The sequence below is a fragment of the Streptomyces sp. NRRL F-5755 genome (assembly GCF_001279365.1).
In the GTDB taxonomy this organism is placed as follows: Bacteria; Actinomycetota; Actinomycetes; order Streptomycetales; family Streptomycetaceae; genus Streptomyces; species Streptomyces rimosus.
In genome coordinates this window covers 49795-65883 of sequence record NZ_LGCW01000258.1, presented here as the reverse complement: position 1 = coordinate 65883, position 16089 = coordinate 49795, and the positions used below count along the sequence as shown (strand labels likewise).

Below are 16089 nucleotides of genomic sequence, written 5' to 3'. Positions count from 1 at the left end.
GGGCAGGGGCGCGCTGAGGTGGTGTGCGGGCGTTCGGGTGTCCGGGTATGCATGCGTTCGGGCCGGGGGTGAGGCGGTGTGTGTGGTGGGGGGTGTTCGGGGTCCGTGGGTGAGGTGGTGTGCGGGGCGTTCGGGGCCCGCGGGTATGTTGGCGCGGCCAGCACCGACCGAGGAGCACACCATGCCGTCCCGTACCTATCTCGTGACCGGAGCGGCCTCCGGCATAGGCGAGGCCACCGCCGCCCGCCTCCGCGCGCAGGGCCACACCGTGATCGGCGCCGATCTCAAGGACGCCGACATCGACGCGGACCTCGCCACCGCCGAAGGCCGTACCGAACTGGCCGTACGGACACGGGAACTGACCGGCGGCCGGCTGGACGCGGTGATCGCCTGCGCCGGTACCGCCGCCTTCGACCCGCTGACCGTCAAGGTGAACCACTTCGGCGCGGTGGCCACCCTGGAGGGGCTGCGCCCGCTGCTCGCCGCCGGCACCGACCCGCGCGCGGTCGTCGTCTCCTCGGTCGCGTCGGTGCACCCGTACGACAGCGCCATTGTCGACGCAGCGCTGGCCGGCGACGAGCCGACGGCGGTCGCCGCGGCGCAGGCGGCCGTCGACCGGGGCGAGGGCCACCTCGTCTACGGCTCGACCAAGGCCGCCATCGCGCGCTGGATCCGCCGTACCGCACCCACCGGCGACTGGGCGGGCGCCGGCATCCCGCTCAACGCCGTGGCCCCCGGAACCGTCGTCACACCGATGACCGCGCCCATGCTCGCCGACCCGGACACCCGCCGGGTGGTGGACGCCAGTGTGCCGATGCCGCTGCACGGCCACGCCCGCCCTGAGCAGGCCGCGGCCCTCCTGACCTGGCTGACCTCGCCCGAGAACACGCACGTCACCGGGCAGGTCGTCTTCCTCGACGGCGGCGCGGACGCGGTGCTGCGCGGCGACAGTACGTGGTGAGAGGGCGCGGCGTCACCCGTCGGCAGCACCGTCCCGCTTGCCTTTCCTGCCGCCCGCCCGCTTCGTCATGAAGACGGTGCGCATCGACGGAAGGAAGTTCCTGCCGCGGCTCTTGCGGGCGGCGGCGGGAACACCGAAGTCGTGGTGAGCACCCTCGGCGGCGACGAGAGCGTACGCGCGGGAGAGGGTGTTCAGCGCTTTGCTGGACCGCCCCTTCCGCTTGCCTTTGCGGAGGGCGGTGGCCTCGCCGGCGATCGCCCTGAGGAGTTCCTCGCGGGCGACGGCAACGGGTGACCGCGGGACGGCGGTCAATTCCTTCTTGGCCATGATGGTTCCTTTTCTTGTCGAGCCTGTGAGCAGGGCGGAACTGCCGCCGGGACAGCATCGGCACCCGTGGGAACGTGAAAGGGACAGGCGGGGCGGCTCCGCACCGCCGAAAAGCGGGGCGGATTCGCGGACGGAATACCGGAGTGCGGCGGACGCCATGCACGGCGATTGCGTCGGTCACGGTCTCGTCGGCACTCACCGGCCCACCGCTCGGACGCGCTGCCCCGTCCCCGGATTTCCGCCGACCTCACCGGCAGTTTCCCCAACAACGGCAGGACATAAGCCTTTTCGCGCGCTCTGTCCCCGCGGAGAACAGGCTGTGCGGCCTTCCACCGCCGGCCCGCCTACCGACCCGGTTCCCACACCGAACAGTCATGGGCGAACAGCACCCGCCGCGGATCGAACTCGTTCAGCCGCTCCAGCCACGGCGGGTGGCCGGGCAGCGGGGCGCCGACACCGTCGAGGGCGGCCTGCCGGGCCAGCTGGTCCGAAGCGAACTCCGAGGCAAAATCACGCGCCTGACCCGCCAGGACGACGGTGCCGTCCGGCTGCCGTACGGCCAACGACTGGTGCCCCGCGGTATGGCCCGGCGTCGGGACGATGTGCACACCGGGCCACACCTCGGCCTCGCCGTGCAGCTCCTCGTACACGACACCCGGGAAGTCGACCAGCGCGTCCACCGTGTAGCCCTCCTGGCGGGCCAGGGCCAGTTCCGTCGCTTGCACGAGAACGGGCTTACCGGCCAGCAGCGGATTGCCGCCGCAGTGGTCGAAATGCAGATGGCAGTTGACCACCAGGGAGACGTCCGCGAGCCGGTGCCCGGCCGCGGCCAGCGCCGCTTCCAAGGGCCTGCGCCGCGGCCGGTAGTGGGCCTCGGTCTCCGCGTCGGCCGCGCCGATGCCCGTATCGAACAGCAGCAACCCGGCATCGTGCCGCACCAGATAGGCGAGCACCGGTTCCACCCGCGGCTCGGGACCCCCGGCCTCCGACGCGGGACGAACGAAGTAGCCGAGGTCGAGGCGGCGCACCGCCGGGGGGAGGTCTGTGACGCTCTTGGCGTCCCTGGCGTCCGTGATATCCGTGGCGTCCTTAACCTTCTTGGTCTTCTTGGCGTCCATCCCGCCATCGTGGCAGCGGCCGGACGGGGACTCAGCCCTCCGCGGTGGTACGGGAGACTCAGCCGTCCGCGGCGGTACGGGCGGCCACCACGCGCAGGCCCCGCTCGCCGAACTCCCGCCGGACGGACTCCTTCGCGCCGCTGTCCGTGATCAGGGTGTCGAAGACATCCGCGGCACCGACCCGGGCGAAGCAGCGCGCGCCGATCTTCGAGGAGTCCGCGACGACCACGGCGCGCCGGGCCCGTTCGGCCATCAGCCGGTTGACCCGGGCCTCCGCCTCGTCGTGCACCGTCGCGCCCATCACCGGGTCTATCCCGTTCGCGCCGATGAAGGCGATATCCACGGAGATCTGCTGCAGGACCAGCTCGCTGAACGGCCCGACCAGCTCGAACGACCGGGAGTGCGCCACACCGCCGGTCAGCACGATCTTGATCTGCGGGCGTACGGCGAGTTCGTTGGCGATGTTCAGCGAGTTGGTGACGATGGTCAGGTGCGGCTGCGGTCCGGCCTCGGCGAACTCCGGCCGGGTGGCCAGCACCCGGGCGATCTCCGTGGTCGTGGTGCCACCGCTGAGCCCGACCACGTCGCCGCGCTCCACCAGCTTCGCCGCCGCCTGCGCCACCGCCTCCTTCTCGTCGGCACGGTGCGCCCGCTTGTAACGGATGGGCAGGTCGTACGCCACCGAGCTGAGCACCGCGCCGCCCCGGGTACGGGTCAGCAGCTGCTGGTCGGCCAGCGCGTCCATGTCGCGCCGCATCGTCGCGGCCGACACCTCCAGTTGGGCCGCTGCCTCCTCGACCTCCACCCGGCCGCGTTCGCCGAGCAGCTCCAGGAGGGCGTTCATCCGTTCATGGCGGTTCATGGCGCGAGCCTAAGTCCTTCCCGGCGGCCTGCGTGATATCGGGGAGCCCGCCGGACGGCCGGGGGCGCGGGGCGGGCAGGTGCCGCGCCCACCCGTCGTGCGAGGGTACGCAAACGCTTTCGCGTCATATGCCGGCGGGGGCACGGCATCCGCCGGCCCTCCACTCCCTCCCGCACGACCGGTGCACGCCCCCGCACGCCCGCGCGCTCCTCCACACCGGTTCGCACTGGTCTGCACTGGGCCGTACCGGTCTGCATTGAGACGTTCTGGATCGCACCGGTTCGGCCCGACTCGCAGCGGCCGTCCCTCGAAAAGGCCCGTGGTCGGTGTCGCGCTCACCCTTGCACAGGCGCCTCCGCGGCGATCGACTGGCCCGGCACCGCGGCCGGGGCGCCGAGCACGCCCAGCAGTCGCGCGGCTTCCCGGGTGACTGCCTCCCGCGCCGGCTTCACGTACTTCCGCGAGTCGACGAGGGCCGGGTCCCCGTCCAGGGTGTCCCGGATGCTGCGGGTGAAGACGGAGACCAGATGGGTGGAGATGTTGATCTTCGTCATGCCGGCCGCGATGGCCCGGCGCAGTTCGTCGTCCGGCACGCCCGAGGAGCCGTGCAGCACCAGCGGCACCGGCAGCTTTCCGGCCAGGGCCGCGATCAGCTCCTTGTCCAGGACGGCGGTGCGCTCGTGCATCGCGTGGGACGAGCCGACGGCGACCGCCAGCGCGTCCACCCCGGTCGCCCGGACGAACGCCAGCGCCTCGTCGGGATCCGTACGGGCACCGGGCGCGTGCACGCCGTCCTTGCCGCCGACCTCGCCCAGCTCGGCCTCGACGTAGGCGCCGCGCTCGTGGCACCAGGCGGTCAGCTCCGCCGTGGCGGCGACGTTCTGCTCGTACGGAAGCGCCGAGGCGTCCACCATCACCGACTTCACCCCGGCCTCGACGCCCTCCCGCACCAGCTCCGCATCGGTGATGTGGTCCAAGTGCACGGCGACCCGGGCGCTGGACGCCTCGGCGAGCGCGAGCGTGGCGCGGACGATGGGCAGCAGGCTGCCGTGATAGCGGATGCAGTTCTCACTGATCCCCAGGATGACCGGGAGCCCGGTGCGCTCGGCAGCCGCGACAAGCGCCTCGGCGGTCTCCAGATGGATGACATTGAACGCCGCCGCCCCGGCCCGCGCCTCACGCGCGGCCGTGACGATGGAAGAGGTGGCAACGAGCGACATGAAACCTGACTCCCTCGCGGGACGGGGTGGCTGGCGGAAGAGGTGAGGAGGGGCCGATCTGTCGGGAGGGGCCGACTGTCGGCGCGGCGGTACGTAGACGGAGCGGTCGAGCGTCCCCGCCCACTCCTACCCGGCCACCCCCTCCCCGGCCCCCGTGAGCATCACCGACCGCGTCAGGCTTCGCGGGTTGTCCGGGTCCAGGCCGCGGGCCCTGGCCCGTTCCAGGGCGATGCGCTGGACCAGGACCAGGTCGGCCAGCGGGTCGCGGTCGTGGTGGACGAACCGGGCGCCGGTGCGGGCGACGTCGGCCTCCAGGCCCTCCGGGACCTCGCCGAACACCCAGGTGACGCGGCCCGGGGCCGCTATGGAGATCGGGCCGTGGCGGTACTCCATCGCGGGGTAGGACTCCGTCCAGCTCTGCGACGCCTCGCGCATCTTCAGCGCCGCCTCGTTGGCCAGGCCGTACGTCCAGCCCGTACCGAGGAACGAGAACTGCTCGGCGTCCAGCCACTCCTTCTCCACGGGCGCGGCCAGCGCCTCCTCCGCGTCACGCACCGCGCCGGACAGGTCCGCGCCGAGGTGGGCCCGCAGCAGCGCCAGCGCGGTCGTCGCGAACCGGGTCTGCACCACGGACCGCTCGTCGGCGAAGGGCAGCGGGACGGTGGCGTCCGACAGTTCGGTGGCGGGGGTGTCGGGATCGCCGAGCACCGTCACGGTCGGTACCCGCCCCTTGACCTCCTCCAGGACACGCAGCACCTCCGTCGTGGTCCCGGAACGGGTGATCGCCAGAACGGTGTCGTACCCGCGGCCGGCGCCGAGGAACGCCTCGGAGGCGGCGAACGCGTCCGTCACGCCGAGCCCGGCGCCCTCGCGCAGGGCCGCGTACGCCTGCGCCATGAACCACGAGGTGCCGCAGCCGACCACGGCGACGCGCCGGCCCGCCCCGGGCAGCGGGCCGTCGGCGCCGCCGATCCTCGCGGCCTCCCGCCACGTCCCGGGCTGGCTGCGCAGCTCCTGCTCCATGTACGAGGTCCCGCTCACGACACCCTCCAGCTGCTGTCTGCGTGAACTTGCAACATCATGCTTGGTTACGAACAACTCTACGCACGCCCTGCGGCGTAATCCATCCCTCGTAAGGGTGGGACATCCGGCAGGACGGGAAGGGATGCTCCGTGAACTGGCGCTATTCACGGGAACTATGGCGAACACCTGGTCGCCTCAGGTGACTGTTGACACATGCATGAAAGGAGCCGAATACTCGCAGGATCACTCATGCAGCCGCAGTGGGGCGGCGGCCGTCAGGCAGTGCAGCCAGTGCTGGCACCGGGCGGTGCGTCCGGTCCCGGCCGCCCACCGGTGGCTGTGGCAGTGATCGCCACGCAGCAAGGCCGTTCCGCCGACAGTCGTCACAAAGGACTTCCCATGTCCGTTGCAACGCGCTCCACGCAGTCACCGTCATCGCCGCCGCCCGGTCCGCCGCCCCGCCGCACCGGCCGCCTCTTCGCCCTCACCGGCGCCGTCGTCGGCGTGATCTACGGCTACGACACGGGCAGCATCTCCGGCGCCCTGGTGTTCCTGAGCAAGGACTTCCACCTCACCGACACCGAAAAGGGCCTGGTCAACAGCATCCTGGTGTTCGGTTCGATCGTGGGCGCGCTGCTCGGCGGCAAACTGGCGGACGCGCTGGGCCGCAAGGCCGCGATGCTGATCGTCGCCGGTTCGTACACCGTCTTCGTGGCGCTGTCCGCCCTCGCGCCGAACGTCGTGGTGCTGGACGTGGTGCGCTTCCTGCTCGGCATCGCCATCGGCATCTCGATCGTGGCGGCCCCGCTGTACATCGCCGAGTCCACCCCGGCCCGTACGCGCGGCGCGTCCGTGGCCGCCTACCAGGTCGCCACGGTCGCGGGCATCGCCCTGACGTACTTCGTGAACTGGGGGCTGTCCGACGGCGGCCACTGGCGGCTGATGCTCGGCCTGTCCGCCATCCCGGCCGCTCTCGTGCTGATCCCGCTGTTCCGGCTGCCCGACACGCCGCGCTGGTACGTCCTCAAGGGGCGCACCGAAAAGGCCGTCGAGGTCATGGCACTGACCGACCCCGACGTGGACCCGCGGGCGGAGACCGAGGCGGTGCGTGCCGCGCTGGCCGAGGAGAGCGGCGGTTCACTGCGCTCGCTGCTGCGCAAGCCGTACGCCCGCGCCACGCTCTTCGTCATCGGGCTCGGCTTCTTCTGCCAGATCACCGGCATCAACGCGGTGACGTACTACAGCCCGCAGATCTTCGAGGAGATGGGCTTCACCGGCGACGGGCAGAACTTCCTGCTGCCGTCCTTCGTCCAGCTGGCCTCCCTGGCCGCGACCGTCCTGGCCATCCTCATCATCGACCGGCTCGGCCGGCGTGTCGTGCTGCTCTCCGGCATCGCCACGATGACGGCCATGCTCGCCGTGCTGACCACCATCTTCGGCTTCGGCGACCTGGAGGGCATCACCCTCTGGATCGGCTTCGGCGCCATCCTGCTGTTCACCGCCGCCTTCAACTTCGGCTTCGGCTCCCTGATCTGGGTGTACGCGGGCGAGGCGTTCCCCGCCCAACTGCGCTCCACCGGCGCCTCGGCGATGCTCACCGCCGACCTCGTCGCCAACCTCCTCATCGCCCAGTTCTTCCCCTCCCTGATGACCTGGGCAGGCGCCGCCACCACCTTCGCCGGCCTCGGCCTCCTCGCCCTCGCCGCCCTCGTCTTCGCCGCGGCCACCGCCCCGGAAACCAAGGGCCGCCAGCTGGAGGAGATCCAGGGCTACTGGCTCAACGGAGGCCGCTGGCCGACTCCCGCCGCGTAACCGGGGCACCGCGCCCGTACACGGAAATTCGCTGGTCCACCACCGCCCACCGCTGGCACGATCCCCCCATGGGCATCTTCATCTGAGCAGACGGACGTGTTCCGCGACCTGGCCGCCCGGCGTTCCGTCGCCGGGCCGGTTCCGTATGTCCGTAGGCCCGACCGTCTGCTCAGGAGACCTCACCCATGGCACACATGCGCCACGACCCCGCCTCGTCCTGTCCCGCCCTCGACCGCCGCATCGCCCGCCTCCGAGAGGTGGCCGAAGCCGAACCCCGGCTGGAGGGGGTGCTGCTCTACGGGTCGTGGACCCTGGGGGAGGCCGATGCGTACTCCGACATCGAGGCGTATCTGTATGTGCGTGATGCGCATGCCGACGCCTTCGACGGGGTGGAGTTCGTCGGCCGTCTGGCGCCGTTGAAGCTGGCGTACACCAATATGTACGGCATTCTGGCCGTCGTCTTCGACGACCTGATGCGCGGCGAGTTCCACGTGGTGGCCGCCGGGGCGGGGATCGACGAGGTGCCCACCTGGCGCGGCATGGTGCATTTGCCCGACCCCGGCGCCGCCGTACTGCTGGACCGCAGCGGCCGGCTGACCGCCGCGGCCCGTCGCCTTGCCGACCCGTGCCCGCCCGAGCCCGGCCCGACCGCTCAACAGCTCACCGACGAACTCGCCAACTGGACGCTGATGCTCGCCCACGTCTTGGGGCGCGGTGAGACCGCTCGCGCACATGCCCTGCTGCATACGGTCGTCGCCCCGCAGCAGCTCCAGCTGTGCCGGCTGCTGCGCGGGTCCACCACACACTGGCTGACGCCCAGCCGCGCTCTGGAACAGGACCTGCCCGCTGCCGACCGCGACCGTTACACCGCGACGACTGCTCCCGCCGTGCTCCCCGCTGTACGTACGGCGGCGCGGGCCAGCTGGCAGTGGAGCCGGGAACTGGCCGGCGAGGCCGCGTCACGGTGGGGAATCCGTGTGCCGGCCGGGCTGCACGAGGAGATCGGGGTGCTGCTCCGTTGAGAACTCAGGACGGCAGCTGTTCCTTGAAACGCTCCAGTTCCGGCGCGGTCGTGGTCGCCGTGAACTCGGTGATCCGGTAGTCGCAGACGCCCGCGACCGTGAAGGGGTCCTCCGCGACGATCCGCTCCGCCGTCGCCCGGTCCTGCACGGACGCGAGGATGACGCCGCCGTCGCGCGGCACCTTGCGGCCCGCGGCGAGGAAGTGCCCGGCCGCGTAGTTCCGCTTCAGCCACTCCACGTGATCGGGCAGGGCGGCGTCGACGCGCTCCAGCGGCGCGGTGTAGGTCAGCTCCAGTACGAACATGAGTGCCATCGTATGCGGTGCTGTCGACCACGCTGCCGGGGCTTCGCGTCCTGTGGCGCGGCCACTGTGCCCCTGCCGGGCGGGAGGTGGGACCCGGCGGGGCACAGCGGCCTGGAATACCGCCATGTGTGTGGCTTCGGGCGCGGTCAGGACTGGTTCTGGCGGCGGCGCAGGTAGTAGGTGCCGCCGATGGCGGCCGTGGCCAGTACCGCGGCGCCCGCGACGATCTCCGTGGTGTTGGAGTCCTCGCTGGTGCCACCGGCGCCCGTGCGCACCTTGCCCTTGGGCAGCTTGGCGTCGGTCCGGAAGCTGGTCATCCACTGCTTGCCGTCGGGGCAGTTGCCGTTCACGCCCCAGTTGGAGTAGCGGCCCAGGTGGTTGGGGCCGCCGCTGAGCTGGGACGCCACCCGGGCGGTCCCGCGGTAGGTCTTGCCGTGCTTGTGGGTGCGGTACAGCCAGATGGTGCCGCTGCGGAACCCTTGCGAGGAGGCGGCGATACGGCCGGCCTTGCCCGTGTCACAGGTGACGGTGACGGTGACGGCGCCGCCAGGACCCGAGAGCTTCGGCGAGGTGGTGGCCACCGGCTTGGCGAACGCGGCGCCGGTCGACAGGCCCAGTGCGGCGATGGTCAGGCCGGATGCGGCGATGACGCGAGTGGAACGCATGGTGATCCTCCGGCAGCGCGGAGGCGGCGCGGGTGCGCCGCGGCGAGATCGGATGGATCCGCGCTGACGCATTCGAGACAAGCGTCGGCGTGCCGTCCCCGCCCGGTGAGGGCCCGTCAGGTACAGTGCGCCCGCCCGGCGTGTCGGCCCCCGCCGGGAGGCGTTGTGGCAGGTCACTGCGCTGAGGGGCGGTCAGCGATTTGTCCGCGCCCGGCAGGGACAGACGGGTGAGCGGCGGCGGGGCCGGTGTAGGCCGTTCGGGAGGGCGGGTGCCCGGCCTCGTGGCCGTGCGCGTGCCGGGCACAGGGCGGGCATGGGCCGGTCATGCGACGGACGCAGGTTCCGTACGGCCGCGGCCTGCCCGCCCCCGGCCGTACGGAACCCGAGCCCGCCCTTCCCGTACGGAAGCCAAGCTCCGCCCTCCCCGTACGGAAGCCAAGCTCCGCCCTCCCCGTACGGAACCCGATCTCCGGCCTTCCCCTACAGCGCCCCCGCACCACCGCTCCCCTCAGGGCCGCGGCCCGACCACCTTCTCCCCGTCCCGGATCAGGATCGCCATGGCGGGGCAGGAGTCCGCCGCGTCCAGCGCGGCCTCGTCCTCGGGGATCTCCTCCTGGAGCGGCCGGGCGTGCGGGCCGTCCAGGACGAAGAGGTCCGGGGCGATGCCGGCGCACATGCCGGACGCCATGCACTGCTGTCCGTCGATCGCCGCCTTCCACGTCATCCGGCTCACCACCCCACCGGCATCACGCGCGGGCCGCGGACCAGCATCTGGTCCTTCCACACCACGTCCCCGGCCACGTGCAGCTTCGGGAAGCGGGTGATCAGGGCGAGCAGCGCCTCCTGGAGCTCCAGCCGGGCCAGCGGCGCGCCGAGGCAGTGGTGCACGCCGTGTCCGAAGCCGAGGTGCTGGTTGCCGTCGCGGGCGATGTTGAGGGTGCCCGGCTCGTCGAAGCGCAGCGCGTCCCGGTTGGCCGCGCCGACGGCGACCAGTACCGGTTCACCCGCACGGACGAGTGTGCCGCCCACCTCGATGTCCTCGGTGGCGTAGCGCGGGAAGCCCGCGCCGCTGCCGAGCGGCACGAAGCGCAGCAGTTCCTCGACGGCGCTCTTGATCAGCTCGGGTTCGGCGCGCAGCCGCTCCAGTTCGCCCGGGTGGTCCAGCAGCGACAGGACGAAGTTGGGGATCTGGGTGGCCGTCGTCTCGTGTCCGGCGACCAGGATGCCGACGCACAGGTCGATCAGTTCCAGCTCGGAGAGCCGGTCGCCGACGTCGCGGGCCTCGATCAGCCGCGTCATCAGGTCGTCCCGCGGCGTCGTGCGGTGATCCTCGATCAACTTGGCCATGTAGGCGCGCAGTTCCTCGCGGTTGGCGTCGAACTCCTCGGCCGTCAGCGAGCTGGTGGACAGCGCGGCGTCGCTCCACGTGCGGAACTTGGGCCGGTCCTCTTCCGGTACGCCGAGCATCCGGCAGATCACCGCGACCGGGATGGGCAGCGCGTAGCGGTCCACGAGGTCCACGGGCGGGCCCGCGGCCTCCAGTTCGTCGATCAGGCCGTGTGTCAACTCGCGCACCCACGGCCGCAGTTTCTCCACCTGGTGCACGGTGAACGCCTTGGCGACCAGGGTGCGCAGCCGGGTGTGGTCGGGCGGGTCCATGCTCAGTATCCCGCTGTCCCGCTGGCCCTCCGACTGCCGCGGCTCGTCCCGTTCGAGCCCTTCCGCGCGGCTGAAGCGCCGGTCGCCGAGGACCAGCCGGGCGTCGGCGTAGCGGGTGGCGAGCCAGGCCGGTTCGCCGTACGGCATCTGTACCCGGAGCAGTCCGGGCCGGTCGCGGACCTGTTCGTAGGTCTCGGACAGGGCCAGTCCGTCGGCGTCGTTGAACGGGTAGGCAAGGGGCATCGTGTCGGCTGTGGTCACCGGGGCCTCCCTCGTGTAAGCAGGTGCTTACAAAGTAGAGCGGGGCTCTTGGTACGGTCAACGGCCTTGCGTGATCCGCGTGCTGGCGCTGCGTCGGGTCGCCGGGGGCGGTACAGGGCGGGTGCGCGCGGCGAGAGCGCGCACGGGGCGAGCGGAAGGAGTACGCGGATGACCGGGAACGAGGCGTGGGCCGGGGCGGGAACCGGTACCGGATACGTACCGGGCGGACCGGACGTACCGCAGGTTCCGGGTGGTCCCGAGGCGGGCGTCGCGACGCGCCGCCGCGGGGCGCAGGGCACCCGGCTGCTGCTCCTGGAGGCCGCGGAGGCGCTGTTCGCCGAGCGCGGGTACGAACGGGCGACCGTACGCGACATCGCGGAGCGGGCCGGGGTCAACCAGGCGCTGCTCTTCCGCTACTTCGGCTCCAAGAAGGCGCTGTTCGGCGAGGTGGTGGCGCGCGGCGGCCAGGAACAGCTGCACAGCACCCCGCCCGCCGAGCTGTTCGAGGTGGCCCTGCGCGGCATGCTCGGCCGCCGCGGCGAGGAGGCGGGGGACCGGGCCCTGGAGACGTTCCTGCGCTCGATCGGCGACAGTGACGAGATCGCCACCGCCGTACGGGAGATGGGCGACGACTACGCGCGGGTGCTGGCCACGCTCAGCACCGCCGACGACCGCGGGCTGCGCGCCGACCTCGCGCTCTCATGGATGCTGGGCATCGGCTTGATGCGGGTGGTCGTCGGCAAGCAGCCGCTCGCCGACGCCGACCCGGACGAGGTGTGCGCGCTGGTCACCGGCGCGCTCGGCACTCTTCTGGAGGACCTGCCACGGTCGGCGCCGACCGCCTGACCGGTCCCGTCGTCCCCGTCAGCGCGCGCCCGCCCGCTTCTCGCGCCGACCTCGCGCTCTCATGGATGCTCGGTATCGGTCTGATGCGGGTGGTCGTCGGCGCGCTCGGCACCCTTCTGGAGGACCTGCCGCGATCGCCGCCACCGACCGCCTGACCGGTCCCGCCGCCCCCGTCAGCGCGCCCCCGCCCGCAGCTCCCGCCACTCCGGCGCCAGCACCGACCAGATCTCCACATCGTGGCGTACGCCGCCGCGTGCGTACTTCTCCCGCTGCACTCCGTCGCGCACCAGCCCGAGCCGCTGGGCCACCTTGATGCTCGCGGTGTTGCCGGCGGCCGCGATCCACTCCACGCGGTGGATGCCGCGTTCCTCGACCGCCCAGTCGACGATCACCCGGATCGCCCGGGTCACCAGGCCGCGCCCGACGGCCGCCTCCTCCAGCCAGCAGCCGACCTCGCAGGTTCCGGCCGCGGCGTCGAAGGTACGGAACAGGACGCCGCCGACGAGTGTGCCGTCCGCCGTCCAGATCCCGTAGAGCCGCCCGCTGTCGTCCGCCGCCTTCTCCGCGTAGGACCGCAGGAACGCCCGCGCGGAGTCGAGGTCGGTGCAGACGTCCGCCAGCCCGATGAAGCGGCCGATGTACTCCCGGCCGCGGTCGATGTGCGCGAGGTACTCCTCGGCGTGGTACGGCTCCAGGGGCCGCAGTTCGGCACCGTCGTCACCCAGCGAGATCGCGAACATCCCCGTTCCCCCTTGCTCTCTGCGCCGATACGGGCGCGGCTCCGCGGCGCGCCACACACGCACCGCGCGCATCATCACACACGGCCGCCACGCCCACCGCACCCCACCCACCAGGCCGTTCGATACCGTGGCCGCACCATGACGAACGACGGCACGATCTCCCTCGAAGACGAACTGGCCCACTGGCCCACCGACGAGACCGGGGCGCTCGCGGTCCAGGACCGGCTGCGCGCCCATGTGCGACGGGAGCAGTCCGGCCCCGAGCCGGGCTTCGCCGGGACGGTCGTCGGCGTGGACGTCGCCTACGACGACGAGCACGACCTGGTGGCCGCGGCGGCCGTCGCCCTGGACGCCGTCACCCTCGCGGTCGTCGAGGAGGCCACCGCCGTCGGCCGGGTCTCCTTCCCCTACGTACCGGGACTGCTCGCCTTCCGGGAGATCCCCACCGTCGTGGACGCGCTCGGCCGCCTCGGCCGCACGCCGGACCTGGTGGTCTGCGACGGCTACGGGTTCGCGCACCCGCGCCGCTTCGGCCTCGCCAGCCACCTCGGCGTGCTCACCGGGCTGCCCACGATCGGCGTCGCCAAGAACCCGTTCACCTCGCGCTACGAGCTTCCCGGCGTGGAGCGCGGCGAGTCCTCGCCACTGGTGGACGGCTCCGGAGACGGTACCGGCGAGGACGAGGTGGTCGGTCGGGCCCTGCGTACGCAGAAGGGCGTCAAGCCCGTCTTCGTGTCCATCGGCCACCGCATCGACCTCGACCGGGCCTGCGCGCACACCCTCCACCTGTCGCCCAAGTACCGCATCCCGGAGACGACCCGGGCCGCCGACGCGCTGTGCCGGCGCGCCCTCTCGGAGGCGCGCGCCGGCTGACGGACCGGGCGCCCGGTCAGCCCACCGGGGCCGTACGCTCCGTCCGCGACCCGGACTCGGCCACCACCCGGAACGTGATGCCCGCCCGCCGGAGCCGCCCGGTGAGCGCGTCGCCCATCGCGACCGCCGTGGTCACCTGCCCGGAGGTGGCGGGCAGATCGTCGAAGGCCAGGCTCAGCGCCGACTCCGCGAGGATCTTCGCCGTCTCGTCGTAGCCCGGATCGCCGCCCGAGACCTCCGTCAGGACGCGGCGGCCCCCGCCCTCGCCGACGAACCGCAGGCTGAACGTGCTGCGCGCCCGCCGCTCCGCGCTCGGCCCGGTGCCCGGCGCCAGGCGGCCGGACAGCCACCGGCGCGCGGGCGGCACCTGCGCGAGCGTGCACGCCGCGGAGGCCGCGCCCACCGCGCCCACGGCGACCGGCAGCCATTTGACGGCGGCGAAGTGGCGGTAGCGGAAGTCCGGCCCGTACTGCTCCAGTCCGGCCGCCGAGCGCGCCACCACCTGCGGGTCGAGCGTCGGCAGCGGCAGGCCCCAGGCCCGTACCGCGCCGTTGCGGTACGGGCGGCCGAGCGGGGCCCGCACCGTGCGGTCCGCGGGCCGCGGCTCCAGCCGCTGCCGGTCGCGGGCGGCGCGCACCAGGCCCAGCGGACGCGAGACGGCCATCAGCGCGGAGGCCAGTGTGCCACCGGAGATGGCGCCGTTGCTCCGTACGAAGCCGTCGACGCGCAGCGGCACACCGGCCGGCAGCCGGCCGACGGTGAAGTGCGCGCCGAGGTCCGCCGGTACGCAGTCGAAGCCGCAGGCGTGCACGATGCGGGCGCCGGACGCCCGCGCCGCCGCGTCGTAACGCACATACGTCCGGTCGACGAACTCGGCCTCACCGGTGAGATCGGCGTAGTCCGTACCGGCCTCCGCACAGGCGGCGACCAGCGCGTCCCCGTAAGTGAGGTACGGGCCGACGGTCGTGGCGAGCACGCGGGTGCCCGCGGCGAGCGCGCGCAGCGAGCCGGGGTCGTCCACATCCGCGCGCAGCAGGGGCAGTTCCGCGCAGGCCGGGTCGATCGCGGCCAGGTCCTCGCGCAGCCGTGCCAGCTTCGTGCGGTCGCGGCCGGCCAGCGCCCAGCGGCAGCCGGCGGGCGCGTGCCGGGCCAGGTACGCGGCGGTGAGCCGCCCGACGAATCCGGTGGCGCCGAACAGCACCAGGTCGTGCGGCCGTGCTGCGGTCTCCTGCGGTCCTGTCACGCCTGCCTCCGCCTCGGTTTCCCCGGCCGTTCCGTAGCGCGGGCCGGTCGGCGCCACGCTAGGCAGCGGTTGACCTCCCGTCAACGAAGGGTCCGGGCCGTGCGGTATTGACACGCCTGGGCGGCTGGACCACATTCACCCGCACATCCGCCAACATGGGACGTCCGATGTCCGGAATGTGGAGACCCCCGCCGATGCCGCTCCCCGCCCTCCCCACACCCCTCACCGGCGTCGTCCCGCCGCTGTGCACCCCGCTGACCCCGGACGGCCGGATCGACACCGGCTCGCTGGCCGCGCTCACCGGCCGGCTCATCGCGGCCGGAGTGAGCGGGCTGTTCGTCCTCGGCTCCAGCGGGGAGGCCGCCTATCTGACCGACGCGCAGCGCCGTACCGTCGTCGAGACCGTGACCGAGGAGGCCGCGGGACGGCTGCCCGTCCTGGCCGGGGTCATCGACATGACCACGCCGCGCGTGCTGGAACACGCCCGGCAGTCCCGCGGCCTGGGCGTCGACGCGATCGTGGCCACCGCCCCCTACTACACGCGCACCCACCCTGCGGAGATCGCCGACCACTTCCGGCGGGTGCGCGACGGTGCCGGGCTGCCGCTGTTCGCGTACGACATCCCGATGGCCGTGCACACCAAACTGCCGGCCGACACGGTGGTCACGCTCGCGCGGGACGGCGTACTGGCGGGCCTGAAGGACAGCAGCGGCGAGGACGGCGCGCTGCGGCGCCTGCTGGTACGGGTGCGCGCGCAGGCACCGGACTTCGCCGTGCTCACGGGATCGGAGCTGACCGTGGACGGCGCCCTGCTGGCGGGCGCCCACGGCGTCGTGCCCGGCCTCGGCAACGTCGATCCGCACGGCTACGTACGCCTCTACGAGCACGCCGCCGCCGGTCGCTGGCGCGAGGCCGCCGCCGAACAGGACCGGCTCGCCGCGCTCTTCGCGCTCACCGAAGCGGGCGATCCGGCGGTGATGGGCCGCAACTCCTCCGCGCTGGGCGCCTTCAAGGCGGCCCTGCACCTCCAGGGCGTCATCGCCTGCCCGGCCACCGCGCCGCCGCAGGTGCCGCTGGACGAGGCCGCCGTCGGCCGCGTCCGGCGGTGCCTGGAGGAGGCCGGACTGCTGTGAGGGCGCGCTCCCCGGAGAGG

At 72.6% G+C, this 16089-nt stretch carries 17 protein-coding genes; 6 read left to right on the top strand and 11 right to left on the bottom strand.

Translation table 11 applies throughout. The features are described 5' to 3' along the window. Positions 1–181 precede the first annotated feature (181 nt). A complete protein-coding gene (locus ADK86_RS21005; RefSeq protein WP_053697945.1) occupies positions 182–961 on the top strand; it encodes an SDR family oxidoreductase in 780 nt (259 codons plus the stop codon). Between the two features lie 12 nt (positions 962–973). Here the strand turns inward: ADK86_RS21005 and ADK86_RS21000 are convergent, their stop codons facing one another. The 5 genes from ADK86_RS21000 to ADK86_RS20980 all read right to left on the bottom strand — a co-directional run bounded on the left by ADK86_RS21000 (position 974) and on the right by ADK86_RS20980 (position 5529). Next, positions 974–1288, bottom strand: coding sequence for a hypothetical protein (locus ADK86_RS21000; protein ID WP_053697944.1), 315 nt, complete (start codon positions 1286–1288; stop codon positions 974–976). Positions 1289–1632: 344 nt separating this feature from the next. Beyond that, complete coding sequence (locus ADK86_RS20995; RefSeq protein ID WP_420718870.1) at positions 1633–2316, bottom strand: N-acyl homoserine lactonase family protein; 684 nt, start codon at positions 2314–2316, stop codon at positions 1633–1635. A gap of 148 nt (positions 2317–2464) precedes the next feature. After that, positions 2465–3268, bottom strand: coding sequence for a DeoR/GlpR family DNA-binding transcription regulator (locus ADK86_RS20990; protein ID WP_003986351.1), 804 nt, complete (start codon positions 3266–3268; stop codon positions 2465–2467). Positions 3269–3603: 335 nt separating this feature from the next. Then, positions 3604–4488, bottom strand: coding sequence for a class II fructose-bisphosphate aldolase (locus ADK86_RS20985; protein ID WP_053697943.1), 885 nt, complete (start codon positions 4486–4488; stop codon positions 3604–3606). Positions 4489–4614: 126 nt separating this feature from the next. Further along, complete coding sequence (locus ADK86_RS20980; protein ID WP_053697942.1) at positions 4615–5529, bottom strand: SIS domain-containing protein; 915 nt, start codon at positions 5527–5529, stop codon at positions 4615–4617. Positions 5530–5910: 381 nt separating this feature from the next. On the opposite strand from ADK86_RS20980, the gene ADK86_RS20975 reads away from it, so the two are divergent. Both ADK86_RS20975 and ADK86_RS20970 read left to right on the top strand, forming a co-directional pair. Continuing rightward, positions 5911–7323 (top strand): sugar porter family MFS transporter, encoded by a 1413-nt coding sequence (locus ADK86_RS20975; RefSeq protein ID WP_053697941.1) that lies wholly within the window; start codon positions 5911–5913, stop codon positions 7321–7323. A gap of 185 nt (positions 7324–7508) precedes the next feature. Next, on the top strand, positions 7509–8345 hold the full coding sequence (locus tag ADK86_RS20970) for a nucleotidyltransferase domain-containing protein (RefSeq protein ID WP_420718869.1): 837 nt from the start codon (positions 7509–7511) through the stop codon (positions 8343–8345). A gap of 4 nt (positions 8346–8349) precedes the next feature. Here ADK86_RS20970 and ADK86_RS20965 read toward each other — a convergent pair whose 3' ends face one another. The 4 genes from ADK86_RS20965 to ADK86_RS20950 all read right to left on the bottom strand — a co-directional run bounded on the left by ADK86_RS20965 (position 8350) and on the right by ADK86_RS20950 (position 11234). Continuing rightward, on the bottom strand, positions 8350–8649 hold the full coding sequence (locus ADK86_RS20965) for a YciI family protein (RefSeq protein ID WP_053697940.1): 300 nt from the start codon (positions 8647–8649) through the stop codon (positions 8350–8352). Positions 8650–8795: 146 nt separating this feature from the next. Next, on the bottom strand, positions 8796–9314 hold the full coding sequence (locus ADK86_RS20960) for a hypothetical protein (RefSeq protein ID WP_053697939.1): 519 nt from the start codon (positions 9312–9314) through the stop codon (positions 8796–8798). Positions 9315–9822: 508 nt separating this feature from the next. Further along, positions 9823–10038: a ferredoxin gene (locus ADK86_RS20955; RefSeq protein ID WP_003986345.1), complete on the bottom strand. Its 216-nt coding sequence runs from the start codon at positions 10036–10038 to the stop codon at positions 9823–9825. 5 nt (positions 10039–10043) lie between these two features. Further along, positions 10044–11234 (bottom strand): cytochrome P450, encoded by a 1191-nt coding sequence (locus tag ADK86_RS20950; protein ID WP_053697938.1) that lies wholly within the window; start codon positions 11232–11234, stop codon positions 10044–10046. A gap of 168 nt (positions 11235–11402) precedes the next feature. Between ADK86_RS20950 and ADK86_RS20945 the strand changes: the two genes are divergently transcribed. After that, the gene (locus ADK86_RS20945) at positions 11403–12080 is read left to right on the top strand and encodes a TetR/AcrR family transcriptional regulator (RefSeq protein WP_234345953.1); all 678 of its coding nucleotides are present in this window, start codon (positions 11403–11405) and stop codon (positions 12078–12080) included. Positions 12081–12253: 173 nt separating this feature from the next. Here the strand turns inward: ADK86_RS20945 and ADK86_RS20940 are convergent, their stop codons facing one another. Beyond that, positions 12254–12820, bottom strand: coding sequence for a GNAT family N-acetyltransferase (locus ADK86_RS20940; RefSeq protein ID WP_053697937.1), 567 nt, complete (start codon positions 12818–12820; stop codon positions 12254–12256). Between the two features lie 138 nt (positions 12821–12958). On the opposite strand from ADK86_RS20940, the gene ADK86_RS20935 reads away from it, so the two are divergent. Further along, positions 12959–13693, top strand: a complete 735-nt coding sequence (locus tag ADK86_RS20935) for an endonuclease V (protein WP_053697936.1) — start codon at positions 12959–12961, stop codon at positions 13691–13693. A 16-nt stretch (positions 13694–13709) separates the two neighbouring features. On the opposite strand, the gene ADK86_RS20930 is transcribed toward ADK86_RS20935, so the two are convergent. Then, on the bottom strand, positions 13710–14936 hold the full coding sequence (locus ADK86_RS20930) for a saccharopine dehydrogenase family protein (RefSeq protein ID WP_053697950.1): 1227 nt from the start codon (positions 14934–14936) through the stop codon (positions 13710–13712). 194 nt (positions 14937–15130) lie between these two features. Between ADK86_RS20930 and ADK86_RS20925 the strand changes: the two genes are divergently transcribed. Continuing rightward, positions 15131–16069: a dihydrodipicolinate synthase family protein gene (locus ADK86_RS20925; protein WP_053697935.1), complete on the top strand. Its 939-nt coding sequence runs from the start codon at positions 15131–15133 to the stop codon at positions 16067–16069. Positions 16070–16089 lie beyond the last annotated feature (20 nt).

Bases quoted from the DNA above. Each gene is read 5' to 3' on its own strand.
- ADK86_RS21005 (WP_053697945.1), top strand. From the start codon at position 182: ATGCCGTCCCGTACCTATCTCGTGACCGGAGCGGCCTCCGGCATAGGC.
- ADK86_RS21000 (WP_053697944.1), bottom strand. From the start codon at position 1,288: ATGGCCAAGAAGGAATTGACCGCCGTCCCGCGGTCACCCGTTGCCGTC.
- ADK86_RS20990 (WP_003986351.1), bottom strand. From the start codon at position 3,268: ATGAACCGCCATGAACGGATGAACGCCCTCCTGGAGCTGCTCGGCGAA.
- ADK86_RS20985 (WP_053697943.1), bottom strand. From the start codon at position 4,488: ATGTCGCTCGTTGCCACCTCTTCCATCGTCACGGCCGCGCGTGAGGCG.
- ADK86_RS20975 (WP_053697941.1), top strand. From the start codon at position 5,911: ATGTCCGTTGCAACGCGCTCCACGCAGTCACCGTCATCGCCGCCGCCC.
- ADK86_RS20970 (WP_420718869.1), top strand. From the start codon at position 7,509: ATGGCACACATGCGCCACGACCCCGCCTCGTCCTGTCCCGCCCTCGAC.
- ADK86_RS20965 (WP_053697940.1), bottom strand. From the start codon at position 8,649: ATGTTCGTACTGGAGCTGACCTACACCGCGCCGCTGGAGCGCGTCGAC.
- ADK86_RS20960 (WP_053697939.1), bottom strand. From the start codon at position 9,314: ATGCGTTCCACTCGCGTCATCGCCGCATCCGGCCTGACCATCGCCGCA.
- ADK86_RS20955 (WP_003986345.1), bottom strand. From the start codon at position 10,038: ATGACGTGGAAGGCGGCGATCGACGGACAGCAGTGCATGGCGTCCGGC.
- ADK86_RS20945 (WP_234345953.1), top strand. From the start codon at position 11,403: ATGACCGGGAACGAGGCGTGGGCCGGGGCGGGAACCGGTACCGGATAC.
- ADK86_RS20940 (WP_053697937.1), bottom strand. From the start codon at position 12,820: ATGTTCGCGATCTCGCTGGGTGACGACGGTGCCGAACTGCGGCCCCTG.
- ADK86_RS20935 (WP_053697936.1), top strand. From the start codon at position 12,959: ATGACGAACGACGGCACGATCTCCCTCGAAGACGAACTGGCCCACTGG.
- ADK86_RS20925 (WP_053697935.1), top strand. From the start codon at position 15,131: ATGCCGCTCCCCGCCCTCCCCACACCCCTCACCGGCGTCGTCCCGCCG.